Origin of the sequence: Nonomuraea typhae (assembly GCF_009760925.1) — a bacterium.
GTDB classification, from domain to species: domain Bacteria; phylum Actinomycetota; class Actinomycetes; order Streptosporangiales; family Streptosporangiaceae; genus Nonomuraea; species Nonomuraea typhae.
In genome coordinates this window covers 1-13,962 of record NZ_VRLV01000032.1, presented here as the reverse complement: position 1 = coordinate 13,962, position 13,962 = coordinate 1, and the positions used below count along the sequence as shown (strand labels likewise).

Below are 13,962 nucleotides of genomic sequence, written 5' to 3'. Positions count from 1 at the left end.
GTCGACGCTGCCGCTCATCCAGATGCGGCAAGATCGCCTCGAACTTCGCCGCCAGCATCTCCACAGTCTCTGCCAGTATGCCCATACCACACCATCGAACCGGAATCCGGGATGCTACGAGTTATTTCTCGGCGAGTCCTTAGCTCCGGCTCGTCACCGTTCCAAGGTCATTCTGATGATGTTCCCGGGTTCGTCGAGCCACAGGTGTTGCCCGGCCGGCTCAACGGTCATGCCGAGCCGGGCGGCACCGGGGCGGGTTCGGCGAGCCAGTTCCGGTAGGCGGCAGCCAGGTCGTTCCACAGATCGGCGGGGCCCCCGCTGCGAACTCTGGCCCCTGTACCGCTTCAAAACTCATCGCGTGGTGCTTGATCTGCGGCTTTGACCTCCAGAGGCCCTACGGGCAAGATCACAGTTCGTGCCGGTTCGTCTGCTGTATCTCATGCGTCCAAGGATGTCGAGATCATGTTGCTTCGACACGAAGTTGCGGTGTTGAAGCGTCAGGTAGTCCGGCCGAGGCCTGACTGGGCCGATAAGGCGTTGGCCCGCTTCCTGCCGTCGGTGCTGCGCGCTCATCGGCTGGTCACCTCGGGAACCCTCTTGGCCTGGCATCGCCGTTCGGTCAAACGCTCGTGGACCTTCCCACGCTGCGTCGGCCGTCCTGGGACAAACGAGGAGGTCCGGGACCTGGTCCTCTGGCTGGCACGGGAGAACCCGGGGTTGGGGATACCGGCGGGTCCATGGTGAACTGGTGCGGCTCGGTTTGCGGGTCAGCGCGGCGACCGTGCGGCGGATCCTGCGTTCACGCCGGCACGGTCCGTCGCCACGAAACTTCGACACCTCTTGGCTAACGTTTCTACGGCTGCAGGCGCAGGGACTGCTCGCCTGTGACTTCTTCCACGTCGACACCATCTTCCTGAAGCGCCTGTATGTGTTGTTCGTGATAGAGGTGGAAACACGACGCGTGTACATCCTGGGCGTTACCGCTCACCCGGCAGGTGCCTGGACGGCTCAGCAGGCGAGAAATCTGTTCATGGATCTCGGCCGCCGGGTCAGGTCATTTCGGTTCTTCATCCGTGACCGGGACGCCAAGTACACCGCCGCCTTCGACGAGATCTTCACCAACCTGGGCGTCACGGTGATGAAGACACCGCTACGAGCGCCCCGAGCCGACTGCTACGCCGCACGCTGGGTCCGAACCGTACAAGCCGAATGCACCGACCGCATGCTGATCTACGACGAACGCCATCTGCGATTGGTTCTGAACGAGTACGCCGAGCACTACAACAACCATCGCCCGCACCAGTCCGTCAACAACGCCCACCTGATCAAGACGAGCACGTCGTGGTACCGCTGGAAGGCCGGATTCAGCGCTGAGAGGTGCTCAGCGGGGCCATCAACGAGTACCACCCAGCCGCCTGACCAATCCGAAGAAGCGCCAGCTCAGACCACGTGCACGAGTCTCGAAGCAGTACAGGCTCGGCGCGTTCGTGTCAGGCACCTGGAAGCGACTAAGCAGCCATGAAGCCGCGTCGGTACCGGGACAGTGCTGGCTGAACCCCGCCGACCGCCGATGGTCCATCGGGCGGCGGCCCAGCCCAGGACTTCAACTCACCATGGGTATTGACAGATCGGGTTGGTGGTTTCTTATAGTTCTGCTTGCAGGTTTCCTCCTGCGGAAGTCAGAGGAAAGAGGCAGAGGAAGTACGGGCTACCAATCGCCCGAGGTCTTCGGAGGTGACGATGATGCTGCTGACGTCGATCGACCCGTTCGTCCAGGAGTTCGAGCGCCAGTTCGACCGCCTGACGCGCCAGGCCGCCGCTCAGGGAGGCGGCGCGGTCATGCCGATGGACGGAGTCCGCCGCGCCGACGACGTGGTGCTGCGCTTCGATCTGCCCGGTATCGACCCCGACTCCATCGAGGTGACCGTCGATCGCGGGGTGTTGTCGGTGACCGCCCGCCGCGAGGAGGAGTACGGCGAAGAGGAGCGGCCGTTCGTCCGCGAACGGGTGATGGGCGCCTTCACCCGCCGCGTCTACCTGTCGGAGCATCTGGACGCAGACCGGATCGAGGCCGGCTACGCCAACGGCGTGCTGGTGGTGCGCATCCCCGTGCTGGAGCGCGCCAAGCCGCGCAAGGTGTCCATCCAGCAGGGCGGAGACACCCACAAGGCGATCAAGGGCTGACGTCTCGTTGCAGAGTCCTCTCAGCGGTTGCCGGAGGCCCCATGCCGACGCGACCCTCACCCCGGGCACGGCACGCAGGGACCCGGGGTGGGGGCGCGCACCAGCCGACCCCGCGATTCGGGCGAAGGGAACCCTGATGAGTCTGCCCATCGACGACGAGCACGCAGCCCTGTTCACCGTCGGCCAGGTCGCCTCGATGCTTGACGTGCAGATGGCGTTCCTGCGCCGCATCGACGAACACCGCCTGGTCTCCCCGCAGCGCTCGGCCGGGGGGCAACGCCGCTACAGCCGGCACGAGATCGACCGCATCCAGCAGGTGGTCAGCATGAAAGACGAGGGCATGACTCTGCCCGCCATCGCCCGCATCCTCCACCTGCAGCACCAACTCGCCCAGACCATCCGCGAACGCGACGAACTGGCCCGTCGCCTGGCTGCCATGCAGACCCAGTGGTCAGAGGCAGACGGGCGGTGATCGCCCGTGCCGCGCTTCGGCCAGGTGTCGGGATGAGGTGATTTCCCGACACCTCACCGAAACGGCTCCCCGCAGCCCGGAAAATCAGACTTCACTGCATGAAACGCCGCTCCGGACGGGTGTTTCCGAGCTCGAATTGACGACACCGTTTGCCGGCGGGGAAGTGGCCGGTATTGCGGTGCGGTGCGCCAGGCCGTGCAAGATGAGGGTCAGGCCGGCCTCGAACGCCGACTCGTGGTCTATCACAGGCATGTCCGCCGGTGGTTCTATGCCGTCGCCGGAGTCGGCGTCCGCCTGTTCCTCCAGGACGCTGCCGACCGTGAAACGGCCGGCGGCCAGCATCGCCATCTGGGCGTCCCGCTCAGGCACTCCGGAGGTGACCAGGAAGTCCATCTTGCGGCGGATCCGGTGGAGGTCGCCGGCGGGGGTGCTGCCTGCGTGGAGGCGTGCGCCGTCCCGGCGCATCAGCAGGGTGCGCCGGAAGCTTCGCATGTTGTCCAGGAACCAGTCGCGCCAGTCGTCGTCGGGCGTCGGCAGCGGGGCGGCCGCATGCGGTGCCATTGCCGCCTCCGCCATGGCGGCGAGGAGGTCCTTCTTGGTGCGGAAGTACCAGTAGAGGGAGGGCTGTTCGACGCCCAGCCGTTTCGCCAGCCGCCGCGTACTGACCGTGTCCAGCCCGACCTCGTCGAGCAGGTCGAGTGCTTCGGAGACGACGATCTCACGGTTCACCTTGGTCACGTTGACAAATCTATCACTGATAGATGACCCTGAGGAGAAATCATTCACTGATAGATTTTTGGGGTGATGGGCATGGCCAACGGATCGGGAGCGCACCCCCTGCGGGTCCTTGTTGCCGGCGGCGGGATAGCGGGCCAGGCGCTGGCTTTCTGGCTCACGCGGGGCGGCCACAGGGTGACCGTCGTCGAACGCTTTCCGGCGCTGCGGGCCACCGGGGCGCAGGTCGACCTCCGGGGGCAGGGCATCGAGGCCGTCGAGCGGATGGGGCTTCTGGACGCCGTCCGCGGCAAGCTGGTGGACGAGGCGGGTGTCGCCTTCGTCGACGCGCGCGGCAGAGCCAAGGCGACGATCATGGCCAACACCTCCGGCCGTGGCCGGCAGACTCTCACCTCCGAGTACGAGATCATGCGCGGTGACCTGGTACGCATCCTGCATGACGCGTCGAAGGACGACACCGAGTACGTCTTCGGCGTGAGCGTGGACGGCTTCGAACAGGACGAGCAGAAGGTCATCGCGCATTTCTCCGACGGGTCCTCCGGCGAGTTCGACCTCCTGGTCGGCGCGGACGGGCAGGGATCGCGCATACGGCAGGCGATCCTCCCTGCGGGCTGCGACCCGTACTGGCGGGTCGGCATCCACATGGCCTACTGGTTCGTGCCGCGCATCGCGTCCGACAGCAACATCCGGGACACCTACATGGTCCCGGGTGGCCGTCAGATCATGCGCCGCAGCCACAACCCGACCGAGACGCAGGTGTACTTCGTGATGCGGGAGGAGTCCGAGGATGCTTCGGCGAGCCACCGCGAACCCGTCGAGCGCCAGCGGGAGTTCTGGGCGAGCAGGTTCCGCGACGCGGGCTGGCAGACAGAGCGCTTCATCGACGGCATGCAGACGAGCCCCTTCTTCTACTCCCAGGAGATCGTCCAGGTCCGGATCGGCACCTGGTCCAAGGGCCGCGTGGTCCTGGCCGGCGACTCCGCCCACTGCGCTTCCCCTTACAGCGGCATGGGCGTCTCCGGCGGCCTGGTGGGCGCCTACGTCCTGGCCGGCGAGATCAACCGGCGCCCGGACGATCTGCCGACCGCGCTGGCGAACTACGACAGCGTGCTGCGGCCCTTCGTCGACGAGATCCAGGGCGAGGTGAATCCGCGCCTCCTGCGCCTGGGCTTGCCGATGACCCAGCGTGCGATCGACGTCTTCCAGGCCGCCACCGCACTGGCCTGCTTCCTGCACGTCCCTGATCTCGCCGCGCGCTTTTCGAAGGAGGACCGCGGCGGCAGCTGGCAGCTCCCCGAGAACCCGGCTCCGATCAGCGCCGTCTGAAAGCGACCGGACCTCGGGGGCCGATGGCCGTCGTGACCAAGGCTTGGCCTGTGGCGCTGCTGTGGTACAGGGTGGATCCGGCCAGGGCGGCGGCGAGCCAGGCGTCGAGCCGGTCGCCGTAACGGCCGGTGAGCATGGGCGAAGGCGGTGACGTGGGTGCTGAGCCGTTCTAGCTCACCGCTACTTGGGGCTGGGGCCCCACCTTCGGGAGCGGAGGGCCATGTACGCCAGAGTGATGATCTGCTCCGGGTCCTCGAGTTGGTCTTCCAGCCCGGTGCGTACGGCTGCGCGCGACGGGTTGGTCAGCGCCAGCGTGGCGTTGCGCCTGGGACGCGCCGAAGCCGGCCGACGTGACCGCCCTGGTGACCCGAGCGCGCGGCGCCGGTTAGGTGACGAAGGCGGTGTATCGGCCGTTGTAGCCGAGGAGGCTGGCGTGCGTGCCGGTCTCCACGACGCGGCCGTGGTCCAGTACGACGATCTGGTCGGCGTTCCGGACCGTGGACAGCCGGTGTGCGATGGTGATCGTGGTCCGGCCTTGGGTGAGCAGGTCGAACGCCTGCCGTACCGCTCGCTCGGTCGCGGTGTCCAGCGCGCTGGTGGCCTCGTCCAGGACGAGCACGCGCGGGTCGCGCAGCAGCGTGCGGGCGATCGCGATCCGCTGCCGCTCGCCGCCGGAGAAGCGGTGCCCGCGGGACCCGACCACGGTGTCGTAGCCGTCCGGTAGGCCGGTGATCAGATCGTGGATCTGGGCGGCGGTGGTGGCCGCCTCGATCTCGGCGTCGGTCGCCGACGGCCGTGCGGACCGGAGGTTGTCGCGTACGGTGCCGTGCAGCAGGTAGGTCTCCTGGCTGACCATGCCGACGGTCGCGGCGAGGTCGGCGAGCGTGAGGTCGCGCAGGTCGATGCCGTCGAGGGTGACCCGGCCGCCGGTGGGGTCGCGCAGCCGCGGTACGAGTGATGCCAGTGTGCTCTTGCCGGCACCGGTCTCGCCGACCACGGCCAGCGTCGTCCCAGCGGGTACGTCGATGGTGACGCCGGCGACCGCGGCCGGGCCGCCACCGGGGTAAGCGACGGTGACGTCCTCGAAGCGTAGCCTGCCGGTGACGGTGGCCGGGTCGATCCGTACGGGGTCGGCTGGGTCGTCGATCTCGACCGGTAGGTCCAAGTACTCGAAGACGCGTCCGAAAAGGGCCAGCGAGCTGCTCACCATGGCGCCGGTGTTCAGCAAGCCCATCATCGGCTGCAGCAGCGCCGACTGCAGGCCGGTGAACGCGACCACCGTGCCGATGGTGGTCGTTTCGGCGTAGCCGGCGCCGACGTAGATCATGGCCGGGATCGCGGAAAACAGGACGTTCAGCGCCACCATCCGCCACCGGCCGGTGAGCTGGGCGCGGAGCTCGAGGTCGACCAGGCGGGTGGAGATCTCGGTGAACCGGGCGACCTGGCCGGGCCCGGTGCCGAGCGTCTTGATCAGCTGGATGCCGTTGACCGAGAGGCTCTCCTCAACCGTGACGGTGAGATCTTCGTACTCGAGCTGCCGCTGGCTGAGTATTCTCCGGCGCAGCGCGGCGACCTGGCGGGTGACCAGCACCGCCGGTGTCGTCACTACGAGTGAGATGAGCATGAGCCGCCAGGACAACGCGGCCATCGCCACGGCAACGGCGACGGCCGTCGTGAGCTGCAACGCGGCCGAGGAGGCGGCCGAGATGATCACGTTCTGCAGCCCTCCGACATCGTTGGCGATCCGCGACTGCACCTCCCCGGCCCGGGTCCGGGTGAAGAACGCGAGCGACTGCCGCTGCAGGTGGGCGAACACCTCAGTCCGCAGCCGGTGCATGATCCGCAAGCCGACCCGGGAACTGATCCAGCCCTGCAACATGCTCAGGACGGCGACCAGCGCCGCCACCGCGACGAGACCGGCACCGAGCTGGTAGAGCAGAGCAAGGTCGCGCCGTGGCAACGCGGTGTCGATGACCGCCCGCACCAGGAACGGTGACACCGTCCCCACCACGGACGTGGCAAGGGTGACCGTCAGCATCAGGACCAGCGCCGGCCAGTGCGGCGCGAACAGCCCGCCCAGCCGGTGCAGCGGCACCCTGTGCTCGGGGTCGGCCGGCTCGGTCACCGAGCCCACCGCACGGGCAGCAGCAGGGATGGGATCTGCGGTGCCGCCAGCCGGAGGTAGAAGTAGCCGATCCCGGCCAGGCCGAGCATCAGGTTCGGGCTCTCCTCACTGTGGGTTCCGCACGGCCAGGTGCCGGTACTCGCGTTCCGCTCCAGCCCGTGGTCGGCGACGAGCGATGGGATATCGCGGCCGCCGGCGTCGGCGCCGAGGATCACGCCCGCCTGCTGGAAGGACTCCGCGTTGCCGGGGAGCCCGTGACAGAGCGAGTAGTCGGCGCCGCCACCTTCCAACAGCTGGCGCGTCACCCGCTCGGTGGTGGCGAGCGCCGTGGTCGCGTCCTGCCGCCACTGCGGCTCGCCGAGCTGCTCGTAGGCGTACAGGCGGGACAGCGCGATGCCCGGGGCTCCGGTGCACCACAGCGGGGTGTACACGCGGGCCCGGCCGGCGTCGGTGTGGCGCCGGAAGTCCGGCCAGTCGCCTTCTTCGACGCTCAGCCAGCGGTTCTCATAGCGCATCGCGTTACGGGCGGCCGTCGCGAACAGTTCCTCACCGGTCAGCCGGTACGCCTCGATCAGCGCGACGGCCACTCCCGCCGTGCCGTGCGAGAGTCCGGTGAGATCACGCTGAGCGGATATCCGGAATGAGTGCCAGGACCAGCCGGTGCGGGTCTTGCGGGCGGTTCGTAGCAGCCAGCCGGCGGCCGTTGCCGCCGCCTCGGCCAGCGCGTCCTCGCCGGTGTAGCGATGTCCCAGGACAAGCGCCAAGACGGTGCCGGCCATGCCCGACATGAGATCGAACTCCGGCCGGCCCGGCGACTCGACGTCCTGCCCGTCGACCGCCTCGACGAGCCGGCAGACCTCACGCAGCAGGCCGGTCCCGGCGTCGACGAACTCCGCGGCATCCAGCAGCAGCCCGGTGCGAAGCGCGGCCACCCCCATTCCGGACCAGCCGGTGTAGAAAGCCACGCGCATGTGGGGATCGAGGTCCTCGCGCCGGGAGAACGCATGCCGCATCGCCGCCAGCGCCGTCGGCCGGAACTCATCCTGACCAGTGATTGTGCACAGCTGAGCGAGGAACAATGCGACGCCGCTGCTGCCGGCGTACAGGTTCGGGCCGAGCGCTCGGTAGGTCAACGCGAGTCTCGCGCCGTTCCGGTTCCGCAGATCCAGCGGTTCGGCGCCGACCCAGTTGCAGCGGTCTCCCGACCAGATGGCTTCGGCCACCAGCCGGGCGCCGATTCCCACCGCCGCCGACAGCTGCCGGTCCGCGGTGTCGGCGGCGGGGCCGTAACCGGGCGCGGTCATGAGACGCCAACCAGGTCGGGACTCAGGTGCGCGGCGTCCAGATCGATGCGGGCTTCGGCAAAACGTTCTTCCACGGCGGCCAGTACGGTCGCGTCGTCGGCCCATCCCGATTCGTGCGACCGCACCAATGCCTCGGCGAGCAGCCGGCAGCGGTGCTCCCCGAAGCTTCTCCCTGTTCCCGGATCTTCGGCGAAACCCAGGCCAGGGGCCAGTTGGGCGGTGAACACCGGCGTACGCGGGGAGAGAAAGCCGGCGATCTCGGCGTGCAGGGCGAGCATCAGATCGGCCAGCGCGGGATAGTCGTCGCGGGGCAGATAGATGACTCCCGCGTCGCACCGGATGAAGGTGTTCGGGTCGTTCGGCACCTTGAGGTTGAACGCCGCCGCCGCGGAGTTGAGCAGCCGAGTCGCGGCCGCGACGAACGGGGCGGCCCCGTCCGGGCGCAAGTTCCAGTACAGGCGTACGGGCCGTCGGCTGTCCATCGGGCGGTCGCCGCAGGCCAGGTAGAAACCGGGGGAGACCCAGAAAAGCTCCTTGGGCAGCCGTAGTGCAGCCCACTCGCCGGCGGCCGGCACGTCGGCCGGTGTCGTCCGGGTCAGCTCGTCCGCCATGACGGTCAGTTCCAGCCCGTTCTTGACGACCATCACTCCGTACTCGTCGGTTCCCCGCACCTGCCAGCCGCCGTCCAGATGTCCCTGCCCGCAGTTCGCCGCCGACAACGCTGCCTCGAAATCGTGCCGGCTCGCTGACAGCCTGTTGACATGCCATCGCGTCCGCTCGGCTCGACCGTGTCGGTAGAAGTCGGCGTACAACCGGCTGGACAACTGGTCCACGAGATAGTCCCGGGTCGCGCGCGAGCTGAGCGTACGGGCGGCGCGGGCCGCCGGCCGCGCAGACATCACGCCGAACCACGAGTAGCACGCCGGCGGGTAGATGCGGGTGGCGGCAATGGCCTCGGCCACCAGCGCGCGGGTGTCACTCATCACTTCCCTCTCGCGGAGACAGGCCAAGCAGATGCCCGGCCGCTTCTTCGGGCCGGGCCAGCACGTTCTCGGCCAGTTGGGTGAGGCAGACCACCACCGTGGATACTCGGGACAGGGGCTTGGTCCGCTCGCACGCGGTCTGCAACAGCCGTGCGCCCGCGTAACGGACACTGCGGATCAGTGCCGCATCCGCCGTCGCGGCGTCCCACCCGCGGGCGCGCACGTAGGTCGCCCAGAACGCCCGCATCGCATTGTGCATGCGCCCCAGCGGGAAGCGAGCCTGGTCGAGGTAGTGGTCGGGTTGCTCGCTGCCGGTCAGCGGGAACGAGATCAGCCAGTGGTGCAGGTAGGAGGAGAAGATCGAACCGGTGTCCCAGCAGGCATCGCCGAGGTTGCCGAGCTCCCAGTCGACGAGCGCCAGCCGGGTATGCCGGCCGGAGGTACCGGCCGCGAGGACCACACAGTTCTCCAGCTTGAGGTCGTGGTGGATGAAGGCATCGGTCCGCCAGCCGGCGCGTAGCTCCGCGAGCGCCGCCCGCAGCTCCGGGGACGACTGCACGATCCGCACCAGCCCGATGCCCGCGTTGCTCATCTGGCGATAGAACGCCGTTCCCGGCCGGTCCAGCCGCAGCGCCCAGGGCAGGTAGCCGGGAAACTCCGACGGTCGTTCCCGCGCCGGGCCGGTGGCATGTTCGTGCAGATCGGCGAGTGCTGCCCCGAGCCGGGTACCGAGGGTGACCGGAAAACGCCGCGTACGGGTATGGTGGGTGAGGAGGTCCGATGCGTCCGGGAACAGTTCCAGGACGAGCACGCCGTGGTCTGCGTCGAACCCCAGGCAGCGTGGCACCGGCACCGAAGCTCCGCTGGAAGGATGTCGCCGGGGAAGCGAGTCGAGCAGCGCATATACCGCTGCCTCGTGTGCGGTCGTTCCCGGCCCGGTCCAGCCGGCGACCGGCTGGACCGGATCGGACCTACCCTGCTTGATGAACAGCCCGACCGCCGGGTCGGCACGCACAATGACGTTGCTGTGACGGCTGGACGCATCGACCATGCCGAGACCGCCGTCAACTACCGCGTCCGGGTGAACATGCTGCCGATCCAGCAGATAGCCGGTCAGCTCCGATAGGCCGAGGACCATGGGTTAGCAGCCGAAGGTATTGCTGCATACCTGGAGGTCGGTCGCGCAGCCGAAGTCGGTCGGAAGCGCGGTGGTGTGGCAACCGTCGGTCTCGATCCGGCAGGCCGGAACGTGCATGTTGTTTGTGCACGTGACGGCATCCGAAAAGGCCGCTTGTGGAAGATACGGCCGGCCGTGCTCGACGAACGGGGTGACGTCGGCCGATTGAAGGTGCCTGGCGACAATGCCGCCCTGCAGGAAAGACGCTTGTGGGTTCGAGGCGAACCCGTTACTGCCGAACTGACTACGCATGTCGCTCCTTCGATGACGGCGGCGATCGATTCACCGCCTCCTGTGCGTTGCCGTGCTCACTGGGGAAGGCCCTGCGCCTTACACAGTTAGGCGTTCCATCGCGTTCCATCGCGTTCCCTCGCGGTACCGGTGCCGCCGGGCACTCCTCCGTCGTCACATCGCCTGAAACCCGGACCGGACCTCAGCGGATGATAGGAAGACGGCCTTCGTGGGTGAGCAGACGCCGGCGGGGCGGACCGGCCGGCCGGAGATCGACGGCCTGCTGGACGCCGCCGAGCATCAGGCGCTGGCCGAATTGGTGGTGATCGGCCAGGCCGAGGACGTCGTGACCAGATCTCGCCATGCCAAACTCGCCGCCGAGCACACAGCACTGTATGCGCGGGCGCAAGAGACCGACGTCGAGATGCAGACCGCCTCTGACAGCGGCGACCCGGCCTGGATCGCCGCGGCGTCCACAGCCCAGGACCGCGCCTGGGCAGACTTTCGTCACCGCTCCCAGGGCCTCATCGCCGAAGCCCAGCAGCTGCTGGCCGCCCGTCTGGAGCACACCACCGCCGCGCTCGGCCAGACCGGCACCGCCTGGGCGGACGAGGCGAAAGCCCGCGACGCCCTGACCGGTTCCAGCCCCGACGGGCCGGAGCGCGTTCGGTGAGCGCATCCGCGCGGGCCTTCAGCGAGATGCCGGCAAGACTCCCTGCGTGCCTTGCGGTGCAATTTGCGCTCAGTCGCGTCTGCAAGCCCGCGCAAGTGGACGTCTAGCACCATGCAGTCCGCCACGTATAGAAACGCTCCTGGCAAGTACCGGAATGACCTCCAGGAGCACCAATGTTCGGCCTCATCATCAGCGTCACTGTCACCGTCATCGTCTTACTGGTGATGGGCTTCATCTTCCTTCCCGTCGTCAAGAACATGCAGGCGGGCAAACGCATCCTGCAGACCGGAGTGCCTGCCCAGGCCATGATCGAGCAACTTGGCGAGACCGGCATCACGGTCAACAACCAGCCCATGGTCGAGTTTGGCCTCCGTGTCCGGCACGCGGACGGCCGCGAGTACGGGGTCACCCACCGGCAGATCCTGCCGCGCCTGATGATGGGCATGGTCACCATCGGCGTCGTGGTCCCCGTCAAGGTGGACGTGGCCCAGCCGGAGAAGGTCGTCATTGACTGGTCGGCCGTGCGCCCCGCCCACTCGCCCGTTTGGCCGAAGGACTGATCACTCCTGCGACCGGAGCGCCCGCCGAGGCTCGGCCCGCACCGCGGGGAACGTGTCGCGGAGAACGACGAGGCGGTCGAGCGGGGTCTTCGGGCGGTCTACGAGGGCAGCGGGCTCAGGCTGCGCTGAGCGCTTGTCACAGGTCGCAGAGGTGGTCGCCCAGGTTGAGTTCGAGTGGACCTCGGGTCTGCAGGCCCTGCTCGAACAGGGCCTTCATCCTGGCCTGGGTGGCATCTGTCGCGACGAGGTCGCGGAAGCCGATCGCGTCGGCCCGTACGGCGTCGGCTGGGGGCAGGGTCAGTTCGTTGAGGATCCGCTTGGCGGTACGGACTCCTTGGGCGGGGAAGGCGGCGATCCGCCGGGCGAGCCTGGTCACGAAGGCGTCCAGTTCGGCGTCGGGCAGAGCGCGGTTGATCCAGCCGTAGCGGCGTCGAAGTCTTCAGAGCCGAGGATCACCTCCATCGCCCGCCCGCGCCCCAGTAGCCGGGCCAGGTGCTGCATGCCGCCCGCTCCGGGAGGCACGCCGGTGCCGACCTCGCTCTGGCCGAGGACGGCGTTGTCCAGAGCGGCGAAGCGCATGTCGCACGCCAGCGCCAGCTCGCTGCCCGCGCCGCGCGCACGCCCTCGTCGGTGGAAGCGAGGCGCACCAGCCGGGCAGGCTCGGCCACCACTCGTTCGGCCCGGCAGAGAACTGGATGCCCGCGTCGAAGTCGTACAGGGTCGCGCCGTACTGCGGCCAGCCAGTCCAGATCCGCAGGGAAGAGACCTTGTTCTTCATGTAGGCGGGCAGGTCCGTACGCTGCCCCAGCGTCCACTCGAAGCAGTCGCCCTGGTAGTTGTTGTCGGTGAACATCTGCCCCCAGCCCTCCTGCCCGTAGTGGGTGCAGTTGGGCGGTGGCCAGCAGGGCGGCCGCGGTGGCCGCGACGGCCAGCACGACGGTGATGCTCCCTGGCCCTCCCCGGGCCCCAACTGGGGCCGGGTGGCCGGTTCGACGCTGTGCTGGATGCGGCCGGACAACATGCGGGCATCCGGCAGCCCGAACGCGCCCGCCAGCTCAGCAGGCGTCATCGTGCGCGGCGGTTCGAGCAATGCCAGCGGGTTGCCGCGCGTCTCGGCGACGATCCGGTCGCGTACCTGATCGGCCAGGCCGCCGGCCCGTCCTGCAGCCCCAACGTGATGCGCAGCGCGTCGCGCTGCGAGCCGGGCAGGTGCTGGGCCTGCTCGATCAGCGACGCTCCGAGTAGTCGCTGCAGGCCGGCGCCCATGAGCTCCGACTCCGACTCCACGCCCGCCACCCGGGCGATGCGGAAGCGCGAGGCGCGGGCGGCGCCGTACTCCAGCAACGCACTCTTGCCCGCCCCACTCTCACCGCGCACGACCAGAACCGATCCGTGCCCGTCACGAGTGCGCCCCAGCAGCACGTAGATGGCCCCTGCTCGGCCTGACGGCCGAGCACCGGCGCTGACCGTTATTCCCGAAGTATGCGGGCAGCTCACGAGACCTGATAGGTCTCCAAGGTCATATCGTCGCCCCGGTAGACGCCTACGCTGATGAACACACCCCGCTGGACCCAGGCGAGACACGGAGCGCCGGCCTGTAGGCGGGTGGCGGCGCGGACCAGATGCTCGCCGTACGCGACGGTTCTCAAGCAGAGCTGCAGCAGGTCGCCCTGGTCGGTACGCAGCGTGCAGCGCGGATCACCTAAGACGGTGCCGTCGGGAAGCGTTTCCCGCCGGTCAGCGCTGCCCTCAGCCACCAGGTTGCCGTGGAGCTCCGGGCCGGTGAACCGGCCGCCGATCAGCGGCACGAGCAGACGCCCGCCGTACCCGAGATCGACAGGAGCGCCCAGCACGGCGGGCAGGCGCAACACCTGCGTGAGCGTGGGACCAGGCAATTCGTTGATCATGCCTTCAGCCTGACCCGGCAAGGTGCTCGTTCGCGCCCGGGGAACCCAGGGTGTTGCTGAGGCGCGTCGTCAGGGACTGCGTCGAGGTAACGGCAGAGGTCTGGCTGGCGCCAGCAGCGTCGCGTTTCATAAGCGGTGGCGCGATGGACAGCCGCCGCTGTCGATTCCCGTAGTCGTGTGCGCTGGCTTCGTGGGGTTTTCGGCTGAGTGCAGTGGACTTCGAGAAATCCTGATTCCTGTACCCGTGTGCACTAGTGTCGATCTTCGTTCGTACTCCTGTGCACT

Annotated in this window: 16 protein-coding genes; 6 read left to right on the top strand and 10 right to left on the bottom strand. The window is 68.2% G+C overall.

Annotation, left to right across the window (positions count from 1 at the left end; genetic code table 11):
- The first annotated feature begins 748 nt into the window (after positions 1-748).
- From FVE25_RS53425 to FVE25_RS53415, 3 genes are all read left to right on the top strand, one after another.
- A complete protein-coding gene (locus FVE25_RS53425) occupies positions 749-1,522 on the top strand; it encodes an integrase core domain-containing protein (RefSeq protein ID WP_219826075.1) in 774 nt (257 codons plus the stop codon).
- Between the two features lie 218 nt (positions 1,523-1,740).
- Positions 1,741-2,184 carry an Hsp20/alpha crystallin family protein gene (locus FVE25_RS53420; RefSeq protein WP_246268904.1) on the top strand — a complete coding sequence of 148 codons (444 nt, stop codon included), beginning with the start codon at positions 1,741-1,743 and terminating at the stop codon, positions 2,182-2,184.
- Positions 2,185-2,320: 136 nt separating this feature from the next.
- Positions 2,321-2,656, top strand: coding sequence for a MerR family transcriptional regulator (locus tag FVE25_RS53415; RefSeq protein WP_157255212.1), 336 nt, complete (start codon positions 2,321-2,323; stop codon positions 2,654-2,656).
- 84 nt (positions 2,657-2,740) lie between these two features.
- Here the strand turns inward: FVE25_RS53415 and FVE25_RS53410 are convergent, their stop codons facing one another.
- Complete coding sequence (locus tag FVE25_RS53410) at positions 2,741-3,394, bottom strand: TetR/AcrR family transcriptional regulator C-terminal domain-containing protein (protein WP_157255210.1); 654 nt, start codon at positions 3,392-3,394, stop codon at positions 2,741-2,743.
- Positions 3,395-3,466: 72 nt separating this feature from the next.
- Here FVE25_RS53410 and FVE25_RS53405 point away from each other — a divergent pair, with 72 nt between their 5' ends.
- Complete coding sequence (locus tag FVE25_RS53405) at positions 3,467-4,717, top strand: FAD-dependent monooxygenase (RefSeq protein ID WP_157255208.1); 1,251 nt, start codon at positions 3,467-3,469, stop codon at positions 4,715-4,717.
- Between the two features lie 385 nt (positions 4,718-5,102).
- Here the strand turns inward: FVE25_RS53405 and FVE25_RS53400 are convergent, their stop codons facing one another.
- Genes FVE25_RS53400 through FVE25_RS53380 form a run of 5 tightly spaced genes read right to left on the bottom strand, consistent with a single transcriptional unit; the run spans position 5,103 to position 10,558 of the window.
- Positions 5,103-6,842, bottom strand: coding sequence for an ABC transporter ATP-binding protein (locus FVE25_RS53400; protein ID WP_246268902.1), 1,740 nt, complete (start codon positions 6,840-6,842; stop codon positions 5,103-5,105).
- Complete coding sequence (locus FVE25_RS53395) at positions 6,839-8,146, bottom strand: lanthionine synthetase LanC family protein (protein WP_157255207.1); 1,308 nt, start codon at positions 8,144-8,146, stop codon at positions 6,839-6,841. Before FVE25_RS53395 ends, FVE25_RS53400 begins: the two co-directional genes overlap by 4 nt.
- Entirely contained in the window at positions 8,143-9,129 is a 987-nt protein-coding gene (locus FVE25_RS53390; protein ID WP_157255205.1) for a T3SS effector HopA1 family protein, read from the bottom strand. The genes FVE25_RS53395 and FVE25_RS53390 overlap by 4 nt, the downstream gene beginning before the upstream one ends.
- Entirely contained in the window at positions 9,122-10,267 is a 1,146-nt protein-coding gene (locus tag FVE25_RS53385) for a phosphotransferase family protein (protein WP_157255203.1), read from the bottom strand. The genes FVE25_RS53390 and FVE25_RS53385 overlap by 8 nt, the downstream gene beginning before the upstream one ends.
- A 3-nt stretch (positions 10,268-10,270) precedes the next feature.
- Positions 10,271-10,558: a hypothetical protein gene (locus tag FVE25_RS53380; protein WP_157255201.1), complete on the bottom strand. Its 288-nt coding sequence runs from the start codon at positions 10,556-10,558 to the stop codon at positions 10,271-10,273.
- Positions 10,559-10,766: 208 nt separating this feature from the next.
- Here FVE25_RS53380 and FVE25_RS53375 point away from each other — a divergent pair, with 208 nt between their 5' ends.
- Together FVE25_RS53375 and FVE25_RS53370 are read left to right on the top strand one after the other, a co-directional pair.
- Complete coding sequence (locus FVE25_RS53375) at positions 10,767-11,210, top strand: hypothetical protein (protein ID WP_157255200.1); 444 nt, start codon at positions 10,767-10,769, stop codon at positions 11,208-11,210.
- Between the two features lie 173 nt (positions 11,211-11,383).
- On the top strand, positions 11,384-11,770 hold the full coding sequence (locus FVE25_RS53370; protein WP_157255198.1) for a hypothetical protein: 387 nt from the start codon (positions 11,384-11,386) through the stop codon (positions 11,768-11,770).
- Between the two features lie 136 nt (positions 11,771-11,906).
- Here the strand turns inward: FVE25_RS53370 and FVE25_RS54845 are convergent, their stop codons facing one another.
- The 4 genes from FVE25_RS54845 to FVE25_RS53355 all read right to left on the bottom strand — a co-directional run bounded on the left by FVE25_RS54845 (position 11,907) and on the right by FVE25_RS53355 (position 13,677).
- Positions 11,907-12,146 carry a hypothetical protein gene (locus FVE25_RS54845; RefSeq protein WP_219826074.1) on the bottom strand — a complete coding sequence of 80 codons (240 nt, stop codon included), beginning with the start codon at positions 12,144-12,146 and terminating at the stop codon, positions 11,907-11,909.
- Entirely contained in the window at positions 12,143-12,457 is a 315-nt protein-coding gene (locus tag FVE25_RS56125) for an enoyl-CoA hydratase/isomerase family protein (RefSeq protein ID WP_281368002.1), read from the bottom strand. Before FVE25_RS56125 ends, FVE25_RS54845 begins: the two co-directional genes overlap by 4 nt.
- Before the next feature lie 378 nt (positions 12,458-12,835).
- The gene (locus tag FVE25_RS53360; RefSeq protein WP_157255196.1) at positions 12,836-13,147 is read right to left on the bottom strand and encodes a hypothetical protein; all 312 of its coding nucleotides are present in this window, start codon (positions 13,145-13,147) and stop codon (positions 12,836-12,838) included.
- A 116-nt stretch (positions 13,148-13,263) separates the two neighbouring features.
- Positions 13,264-13,677: a DUF3237 family protein gene (locus FVE25_RS53355; RefSeq protein WP_157255194.1), complete on the bottom strand. Its 414-nt coding sequence runs from the start codon at positions 13,675-13,677 to the stop codon at positions 13,264-13,266.
- Positions 13,678-13,962 lie beyond the last annotated feature (285 nt).

Excerpts from the sequence above, each read along its gene's own strand:
- FVE25_RS53420 (WP_246268904.1), top strand. The coding sequence starts at position 1,741 with ATGATGCTGCTGACGTCGATCGACCCGTTCGTCCAGGAGTTCGAGCGC.
- FVE25_RS53415 (WP_157255212.1), top strand. The coding sequence starts at position 2,321 with ATGAGTCTGCCCATCGACGACGAGCACGCAGCCCTGTTCACCGTCGGC.
- FVE25_RS53405 (WP_157255208.1), top strand. The coding sequence starts at position 3,467 with ATGGCCAACGGATCGGGAGCGCACCCCCTGCGGGTCCTTGTTGCCGGC.
- FVE25_RS53395 (WP_157255207.1), bottom strand. The coding sequence starts at position 8,146 with ATGACCGCGCCCGGTTACGGCCCCGCCGCCGACACCGCGGACCGGCAG.
- FVE25_RS53390 (WP_157255205.1), bottom strand. The coding sequence starts at position 9,129 with ATGAGTGACACCCGCGCGCTGGTGGCCGAGGCCATTGCCGCCACCCGC.
- FVE25_RS53385 (WP_157255203.1), bottom strand. The coding sequence starts at position 10,267 with ATGGTCCTCGGCCTATCGGAGCTGACCGGCTATCTGCTGGATCGGCAG.
- FVE25_RS53380 (WP_157255201.1), bottom strand. The coding sequence starts at position 10,558 with ATGCGTAGTCAGTTCGGCAGTAACGGGTTCGCCTCGAACCCACAAGCG.
- FVE25_RS53370 (WP_157255198.1), top strand. The coding sequence starts at position 11,384 with ATGTTCGGCCTCATCATCAGCGTCACTGTCACCGTCATCGTCTTACTG.
- FVE25_RS53355 (WP_157255194.1), bottom strand. The coding sequence starts at position 13,677 with ATGATCAACGAATTGCCTGGTCCCACGCTCACGCAGGTGTTGCGCCTG.